At 65.6% G+C, this 8,427-nt stretch carries 8 protein-coding genes; 5 read left to right on the plus strand and 3 right to left on the minus strand.

Features of this window, described 5'->3' with window-relative positions; translation table 11 throughout:
• Positions 1-460: 460 nt before the first annotated feature.
• Together AB3X43_RS10200 and AB3X43_RS10205 are read left to right on the plus strand one after the other, a co-directional pair.
• Positions 461-769 (plus strand): DUF485 domain-containing protein, encoded by a 309-nt coding sequence (locus AB3X43_RS10200; protein ID WP_369429738.1) that lies wholly within the window; start codon positions 461-463, stop codon positions 767-769.
• A 20-nt stretch (positions 770-789) separates the two neighbouring features.
• Positions 790-2,580: a cation acetate symporter gene (locus AB3X43_RS10205; RefSeq protein WP_369429745.1), complete on the plus strand. Its 1,791-nt coding sequence runs from the start codon at positions 790-792 to the stop codon at positions 2,578-2,580.
• A 60-nt stretch (positions 2,581-2,640) separates the two neighbouring features.
• On the opposite strand, the gene AB3X43_RS10210 is transcribed toward AB3X43_RS10205, so the two are convergent.
• Positions 2,641-3,288 (minus strand): 3'-5' exonuclease, encoded by a 648-nt coding sequence (locus AB3X43_RS10210; RefSeq protein WP_369429739.1) that lies wholly within the window; start codon positions 3,286-3,288, stop codon positions 2,641-2,643.
• Positions 3,288-5,114, minus strand: coding sequence for a putative nucleotidyltransferase substrate binding domain-containing protein (locus tag AB3X43_RS10215; RefSeq protein ID WP_369429740.1), 1,827 nt, complete (start codon positions 5,112-5,114; stop codon positions 3,288-3,290). The genes AB3X43_RS10210 and AB3X43_RS10215 overlap by 1 nt, the downstream gene beginning before the upstream one ends.
• 145 nt (positions 5,115-5,259) lie before the next feature.
• Between AB3X43_RS10215 and AB3X43_RS10220 the strand changes: the two genes are divergently transcribed.
• Positions 5,260-6,531 (plus strand): class I SAM-dependent methyltransferase, encoded by a 1,272-nt coding sequence (locus AB3X43_RS10220; protein WP_369429741.1) that lies wholly within the window; start codon positions 5,260-5,262, stop codon positions 6,529-6,531.
• A 26-nt stretch (positions 6,532-6,557) separates the two neighbouring features.
• Positions 6,558-7,136 carry a DUF4337 domain-containing protein gene (locus AB3X43_RS10225; RefSeq protein ID WP_369429742.1) on the plus strand — a complete coding sequence of 193 codons (579 nt, stop codon included), beginning with the start codon at positions 6,558-6,560 and terminating at the stop codon, positions 7,134-7,136.
• Positions 7,137-7,169: 33 nt separating this feature from the next.
• On the opposite strand, the gene AB3X43_RS10230 is transcribed toward AB3X43_RS10225, so the two are convergent.
• On the minus strand, positions 7,170-7,922 hold the full coding sequence (locus tag AB3X43_RS10230) for a UPF0149 family protein (protein ID WP_369429743.1): 753 nt from the start codon (positions 7,920-7,922) through the stop codon (positions 7,170-7,172).
• Positions 7,923-8,080: 158 nt separating this feature from the next.
• On the opposite strand from AB3X43_RS10230, the gene AB3X43_RS10235 reads away from it, so the two are divergent.
• A partial coding sequence (locus AB3X43_RS10235; protein WP_369429744.1) for a hypothetical protein occupies positions 8,081-8,427 on the plus strand: 347 nt, incomplete at its 3' end.

The raw sequence follows: 8,427 nt of genomic DNA on the forward strand, positions 1-8,427 counted from the left end.
GCATCCCGGTTTGCGGGATTTCCCGAATAACCGGCGATTTTGATTCAGTCTGGATTTATCTGCGCAAGGCGAAGATAAGAAGCCGAAATGGAAATCACCCCGATTGATAAGCCAACGGCCCACCTGCGACGAGGAGTGCTGCACCTCGAACAAGGGATTTCGAACGACAGAGGCCGTGAATTCGACACGATCGACAACCACTTGCCCCCGTTCCATCTGAAGCCAGGATGCAAATCCGACATCGAGTCACGTTGATGAAACCCGTGCGATCACAGTATCTAGGTGGTTTCCCCGACTGTCAGGTTTCAGTCAGTATTGACTGATGTCATTTCTGCGACTGCAGTAGTCAGAGCGCTCCACATCGGATATTTACCTGCCATCTGGTCAGTATTTGGTCAGATTCCGCTCCTAGACTACATTTCGAATTATCTGATTCACCTGTATTTAATAGGAGAAATCCATGGCAGATCCTGTGATCGCCCGCATCAGGTCAAACCCTAAGTATGCGGAACTAAAACAAAAGCGCAGCGGTTTCGGCTGGATGCTGACCCTGCTGATGATGGTCGTGTACTACGGCTACATCGCGCTGATCGCCTTCAACAAGGAATTCCTGGCCCAACCCATGGGCGCAGGCGTGACGACCATCGGCATCCCCATCGGCATGGGCGTCATCATCTTCACCATCATCATCACGGGCATCTATGTGCGTCGCGCGAACGACGAGTTCGATCGCCTGACCCGCGAAATCCTGCAGGAGGTCTCCAAGTGAGCCGCACGTTCAAATACCTGATGGCCCTGGTCGGGCTGCTGGGCGCGGGGGCCGCGCTGGCCGCTGGTGCCGACATGGGCCAGATCGCCAAGCAAGAGACCAACTGGACGGCCATCGGCATGTTCGGGATGTTCGTGGCCGGCACGCTGTTCATCACGAAGTGGGCCGCGGCCAAGACGAAGTCGGCGGCCGACTTCTACACCGGCGGTGGCGGCATCACCGGTTTCCAGAATGGCCTGGCGATCGCGGGCGACTACATGTCGGCCGCCTCGTTCCTGGGCATTTCCGCAGCCGTGATGGCCACAGGCTATGACGGCCTGATCTACTCGATCGGCTTCCTGGTCGGCTGGCCCGTCATCACCTTCCTGATGGCAGAGCGCCTGCGCAACCTCGGCAAGTTCACCTTCGCCGACGTGGCCGGCTACCGCTTCAAGCAAGGCCCGATCCGCGCGTTCGCCGCGTCGGGCACGCTGGTCGTCGTCGCGTTCTACCTGATCGCCCAGATGGTCGGCGCCGGCCAGCTGATCAAGCTGCTGTTCGGTCTCGAATACTGGATGGCAGTCGTGATCGTCGGCGCGCTGATGATGGTCTACGTGCTGTTCGGCGGCATGACGGCCACCACCTGGGTGCAGATCATCAAGGCCTGCCTGCTGCTGTCGGGTGTGACCTTCATGGCCATCATGGTGCTGTCGCAGTTCGGCTTCTCGCCGGAAGCGCTGTTCGCCAAGGGTGTCGCCGTCAAGACCGCGATCGCCGTGAACGCCAAGGCAGCGGCCATCGCCGGTGCTGCAGCGTCTGCTGCCGCCGCGATGACGCCGGAAGCCGCCTCGGCTGCTTCGGCTGCGATGGCCAAGGCCAACGCGATGAACCCCGACAAGATCGGCCTGTCGCTGATGGGCCCTGGCGGCTTCATCAAGGACCCGATCTCGGCCATCAGCTTCGGCATGGCGCTGATGTTCGGTACCGCCGGTCTGCCCCACATCCTGATGCGCTTCTTCACGGTGCCGGATGCCAAGCAGGCTCGCAAGTCGGTGTTCTGGGCCACGACCTGGATCGGCTACTTCTACGTGCTGATCTTCATCATCGGCTTCGGCGCGACCACCCTGGTGCTGACGAACCCCGAGATGGCTGACACCGCCAAGGGCATCATCAAGGGCGGCGCTGGCACGGCCAACATGGCGGCCGTTCTGGTGGCCAAGACGGTCGGCGGCAACGTGTTCTACGGATTCATCTCTGCAGTGGCCTTCGCGACCATTCTGGCTGTCGTGGCCGGTCTGACGCTGTCGGGCGCTTCGGCGGTGTCGCATGACATCTACGCCACGCTGATCAAGAAGGGCAAGGCCGACAGCGCTTCGGAGCTGAAGGTGTCGCGCATCACCACGCTGTGCCTGGGCGTCCTGGCGGTCACGCTGGGCATCACGTTCGAGAAGCAGAACATCGCCTTCATGGTGTCGCTGGCCTTCGCGATCGCGGCTTCGGCCAACTTCCCGGTGCTCTTCATGAGCGTGCTGTGGAAGGACTGCACCACCAAGGGCGCCGTGGCCGGTGGCTTCCTGGGCCTGATCTCGTCGGTGGCGCTGACCGTCGTGTCGCCGTCGGTGTGGGAAGCCACGCTCGGCAATCCGAAGGGCACGGCCTGGTTCCCGTACACCTCGCCGGCGCTGTTCTCGATGACCATCGCCTTCGTGACGATCTGGCTCGTGTCGATCATGGACCGCAGCGCGCAGGCGACTTCGGAACGTGCCGCCTTCGAAGCCCAGCAGATCCGCTCGGAAACCGGCCTCGGCGCCGACGGTGCTTCGGGTCACTGATCCAGCACCTGCATGCCCGCGCAAGCGGGATCCACAAGAACCCGGCGCTGCCGGGTTTTTTTATTCCAGATGCCGCAGCTTGATGAACGCCAGCGCCGCCATGACGGCGTCATTGAGCGCGTCATGCGCTTCGCGCCGCGGCAGGTCCAGCTCGGTCATCAGCGTGTCGAAGCGCAGGTCGATGTGCCGATCCTGCTCGTGCCCATGGAACTGGCGAAACCTGTATTCGTAGAACAGCGTCGAGATCTCGATCTTGGGCTGCGGCAGTGCCACGCCGAGCATCGGAAACAGCACCCGGTTGATCATCGCCACGTCGAATTCCAGGAAATACCCGACCAGCGGCCGGCTGCCGATGAACGTCAGCAACTGGCGCATCGCTTCTTCGGGCTCCAGTCCGTTGGCGACGTCCTGGTCGCGCAGGCGGTGCACCCGCACGCTGTCGGCGGTGAGCGCCTTGCGCGGCCGCACCAGCAGCGACAGCGCCTCGCTCGTCATCACCCGGTCACCGACGATGCGCACTGCACCGATGGAGATGATGTCGTCGCGCCGGGTGTCCAGCCCGGTGGTTTCGCAGTCCACCGAGACCCATTCGTTCGGCGGCGGCTCGTCGTACAGGAACCGCAGCCGCTGGTCTGCCAGATGCCACAGCATCCATGCCCGCTTGAGCGCTGCCCATTGGCCAAACAACCCTCCAGAACCGCGGCCCATCAGATCACATCCAGGTGAAAGTGCAGCCGCAGATGGGCCTTGAAGCGCTTGACCACGGCGAGGGTGTCCTTCAGCAAGTCACGGTCCAGGCTGCCCAGCTTGTCCAGTGCAATGCCGGAACTGGCCGGGCGCCCCTGCTCCAGCGCCTGCAGACCCGCACGCAGCTTCAACCCCATGAAGAAGTGCAGGCTCTCGACCAGATCCGTGCCCAGATCGACCGGCAGGTGCCCAGCGGCGAGCAGGGCCTCGATGCGCTCCACCGTGCCGGTGGCGGTGATCCGGTGCTCGAACGCCAGACTGCGCACGCCATGCACGAGCGGAAAGATGCCGGCCTTCTTCAGATCCAGCTGCTCCTTGCCACCATCGCCCAGGTGCAGGATGCGGTTCCACCAGCCGCTGTCGGTGCTGAAGGCGTCGATCGCTCCGGCAAAGCGCCCGAGCGTCCCCGCGTTGTCGTTGGCATAGCGCCAGATCTGCTCGCGCACCCCCGCCAGCAGCGCTGCATCACCCGCCACGCTGTGCGCGTCCAGGAAGATCGCCAGGGACATCAGGTGATCGGGGGTCGGCGCGAACAGCCAGCTGCGCACCGTTCGGGCGAAATCGTCCTCGCTGTGGCGCCAGTCCGGGTTGCTCACCATGATGCGGCCTGGACACGGCGGATAGCCGAACTCGGCCAGTGCCGCCGAGAACCGGTCGCACACTGCGCCAAGATCATGCGGGCATTGGTAGCCATTGCGCAGGATCAGGCCGTTGTCCTGGTCGGTCTTGAGCAGCTGTTCGCCACGGCCTTCGCTGCCCATGACGAACAGGCAGCTGTTGGCGATCAGGTCGGCGGGGGCGATGAGCTGCCAGGCGCGCTCGAACAGCGTCGCGTTCAGCTCCTGCACCAGCCGGGCGATCATGCCGACCTTGGTCCCGCTGTGCGCCAGCACACCGATCAGCCGGGTGATCTGCTCGGCCGCGGTCCGCAGGGTGGCGATGTCGGTGGCCTCCAGGATCTGCAACGTGATCAGGTAGGAATGGTTGGACAGGTAGCTCAGCAGGTCCAGCTGCTGCAGGAAGCCCAGGATCTGCTCGCCTTCGGCCACCACCAGCCGGTGGATGCGGTGCCGGATCATCAGCGCCAGCGCGTCGAACAGCGGTGTGCTCGGGCGGATCGTCACCAGATTGAAATTGGCCAGTTCCCGCACCGGCAGCTGGTCCAGCGGCACACCGCTCATGATCGCCTTGGGCAGGCTGGTCACGGTGAAGATGCCCAGCCGGGACGGCACGCAGGCGGTGTCGCGCACCAGCACATTGGTCGTGCGCTGCTCGTGGAAGACGCGGGCCACCTTCGCGATGTCGTCGTCGGCGTCGACAAAGTGCACCGGCCGCAGATAGGCCTGATCGACCCGCGCCATGGTCAGCGACTGCAGCTCGTGCTGGCTGCGGCGCTCGGCCAGCGCGCCGAGCTTGTTCGACAGGTCCGCGAACAGCAGCGCGCCAAAGGTGGCATTGCTGGCGATCAGCGTCGACACCGCCGCCTTGGCCAGCCGGTAGACCACCACTTCCTCGCTGGCGATGAAGCGGCTGCTGACCTGACCCGCCACCAGACCACGGCCATCGAAGCAGTCATCGGGGCCGAAGCTGGCCTGCTGCTCGTCACCGTCCCATTGCTGGACGTGGCCCTTGATGACCACGAACAGGTGGGTCGGCTCGGTGCCCGGCGACAGGATGACCGCTCCCTCGCGGAAGTACTCGATGTCCACGCTGCGCCGCACCAGCTGGCGCTCGTCGGGGTGGAGCGCATCGAAAGGCGAGGCGTCGAAATTGAAGGCACTGGGCACGGGACGGGCCTTTCACAGGCAGGAGATCCCGGGATTGTCCTGGCACAGCACACCGCCGAACCTGTGCGACATCAAGACACGGGCCGGTGGCGGTCAGAATGAGGGTTCCCCGCCGCCGTCCGGAGCGATACGGGACAATCGCCGCATGTTCTCGAACCTGATCTCCCCTCCTGTCGAGGCGCCCGCACGCGCCCGGTTTCTGCAACTGCTGGACACGGCGTTGGCCACGCGGCAGTTCGTGCGCCTGACACTGGGCAAGTACCGCGGCAGCGAGGCGGGGCTGGAGCGGCTGCTGGTGCGGCCGGTGCAACTGCGCGGCGAAGCCTGTCTGCAGCTGGTCTACCGCCACACCACCAAGGACATCACCAAGAACCACCCAGTGGCCGAGGCGGTGGCCGTGCTGGACGGCCTGCTCGGCCCGGCCTTCCAGAATGCCCACCTGCACACCCGCACGCAGGAAGTGCAGCTCACCGTCAAGGAAAAGGGCGGGCGCGACAAGAGCCTGCTGCGCGTGGGCAAGGTGGCTTCGGCCGAAGGACGCTCGGCCGATGACCCGCCGGAGAACGAGAACGACGCCCCGACGCACAACCGCGAGAAGCAACGCCTGCTCTCGCTCGACCGCCCCTTCTGGTGCGACCTGGGCGTGACCACCGCGCAGCACCAGCTCATCCCGGCCATGTCGCGCAAGTGGCGCCAGATCAACAAGTTCACCGAAGTATTCGCCAGCGCGATGGCTGCGTCACCGCTGGCCGGTGCACCGGCGGACCGGCCGATCGGGGTGTTCGACTTCGGCTGCGGCAAGGGCTACCTGACCTTCGCGATGCACGACTGGCTGCATGCGCAGGGGCGCGTGCCGCAGGTCACCGGCGTGGAGTTGCGCGAGGAACTGGTCGCGCTGTGCAACGACGCAGCGGCGCGCCACGGGCTGGAAGGTCTGCGCTTCGACGCGGGCGATGTGCGCCACTACACGCCGGTCGGGCTGGACGTGATGGTCGCGCTGCACGCCTGCGACATCGCCACCGACTACGCGATCGATTTCGGGCTGCGCGCCGGGGCGTCGATCATCATGTGCTCGCCCTGCTGCCACAAGCAGGTCCGCCCGCAGATGAAGACCCCGCCGCTGCTGCGCCCGATGCTGCAGCACGGCGTCCACCTGGGCCAGGAAGCCGAGATGGTCACCGACAGCCTGCGCGCGCTGCTGCTGGACGCGGCCGGCTACGACACGCAGGTCTTCGAGTTCGTCTCGCTGGAGCACACCAACAAGAACAAGATGATCCTGGCCGTGAAGCGAAGCGACACGCCGGAAGGCCATGCCGACACCGTGCGGGCACAGATCCGGGAGATCAAGGCGTTCTATGGAATCCGGGAGCAGTGCCTGGAAACGCTGATCTCAACCCGCACCGCAACCCCCCATTGACTGCATTGATTGGAAAAGCCAGCCCCATGTCCGACCACCATTTCCACGTCCACGGCCCCCACGACCACGAGCTGGAGCATGTCGCCCACCACGGCAGCAGCGATGCCTCGACCAATTCGATCGCGGTGGCGACCGCGGTGATTGCCACCGTCGGCGCCTTGTTCTCGTACATGGGCGGCGCGACCCAGTCCAACGCCGGGCTCTACAAGAACAACGCCGCGATCAAGAAGACCGAGGCCAGCAACCAGTGGAACTACTACCAGGCCAAGAGCAGCAAGCAGAATCTGGCCGAGCTGGGCGTGCAGTTGACCCAGGGCGAGGTGCGGGACGGCTACGCCAAGGAGATCCAGCGCTACAAGACCGAGAAGGAAGACATCAAGGTCAAGGCCGAGGCGCTGGAGAAGGAATCGACCGCGTGGGACCACCAGTCCGACGAGCAGCTGCACCTGCACCACCGCTGGGCACAAGCCACCACCGCGCTGCAGATCTCGATCGCGCTGGCGGCCATCTCGCTGCTCACGAAGCAGGGCTGGCTCAAGGTCGCCATGTATGCCGTGGCGGGCGGCGGGGTGCTGCTGGGCGTGGCGGCCTGGATGCACCTTTGAAGATGGCGCGGGCGCTCCAGAGCCCCCTGCCGCTCAGTTGCGCCCGCAGCAGGCCTTGAATTTCCTGCCGCTGCCGCAGGTGCAGGGGTCGTTGCGCCCGGGTTTCGCGCCCGTGCGGCGGAAGGTCAGCGCCTGACGGTCGGCGCGGGAGGCGGCGCGGCGGGCCGGACCGAAGTGGCGGTAGAGCTGCGCCGCGCCCATCACCATCGCCTCGATCACCTCGGCGCGCACCCCGTCGTCGAACGGCGGCGGGCGCATCGCCTCGTCGGGGTCGTGCTCGTGGTGCAGCATCATCATCGGCACCAGCACCTCGCCGGCCTGCTCGTCACCGAGGATTTCCTGCCAGCCTTCCGGCGACACGTGCATGCCGCGCGCGAAGCCATTCGCCCAGGCATTGCCCGTGACCCGACCGTGGGCGTCGGCGCTCAAGCGCGGCACACGGGGGGTGTCCGAGGCGTCGGCCTTGACGAGTTCTTCGGCCACCGTGCTCCAGTGGCGCGTCACCAGCCCGACGATCGCGCGCGCCTGGCCTTCGTCGTCGAACGAAGCTTCGGCATCCGCCGTTTCACCCCAGACCAGCGGCAGCCAGACGGCCGGACCGACGAGATCGGGCGTGCAGTGCAGCGCACAGAAGAAACCATCGAGCATTTCCACGTTCATCGCGCCCGCAGGCAGGCTGGCGAGGAAGGCATCGAGCGTGTCGAGTTCGGCCGCGCTCAGCGGCGGAGTCGGGGCAGCGCAGTCCGGAGCATCCGGCAGCGCGGGGGGAAACGGCAGATCGGTCATCCGCCAAGCGTAGCGCATGTGGCGGAGTCGCCACCACACGTTCCTGCGCCGCAGGTTGCCCGCAGGTAAACCGGCGCCGCGCGACCGACCTGTTCAGGGTTTGCCCGCCTCTGCAGCCCGATAGGCTCGACGGCATCCGCACTGCACCTCCCAGGACCATGGAACATCCCTACCCCACGCACTCTGCCGCATCCGCCTCCGCGCCAACGTCCTGGCACCTGGTCCTGGCCGGTCTGCCGGCCGAGGACACTGGCCGCCTGCAGACGCTGTTGCGCGGCTACGGCCACCGCGTCAGCCTGGCGCACGATCTGGCCCAGGTCTGCGCGCACCTGGCCACGGCACAGGTCGACGCGCTGCTGATGGGCGAGACGGAGGCCCCGGCCATCCGGGACACCGCCGACCTGGCATCGCTGGGACGGACCGCGCCCGCGCGCCTGTGCGTGATCGACCAGAACGACGCCTGCGCCCGCATCCATGCACTCGACGCCGGAGACGACGACTGCCT

Source organism: Sphaerotilus sp., from assembly GCF_041083715.1.
Lineage (GTDB): Bacteria > Pseudomonadota > Gammaproteobacteria > Burkholderiales > Burkholderiaceae_C > Sphaerotilus.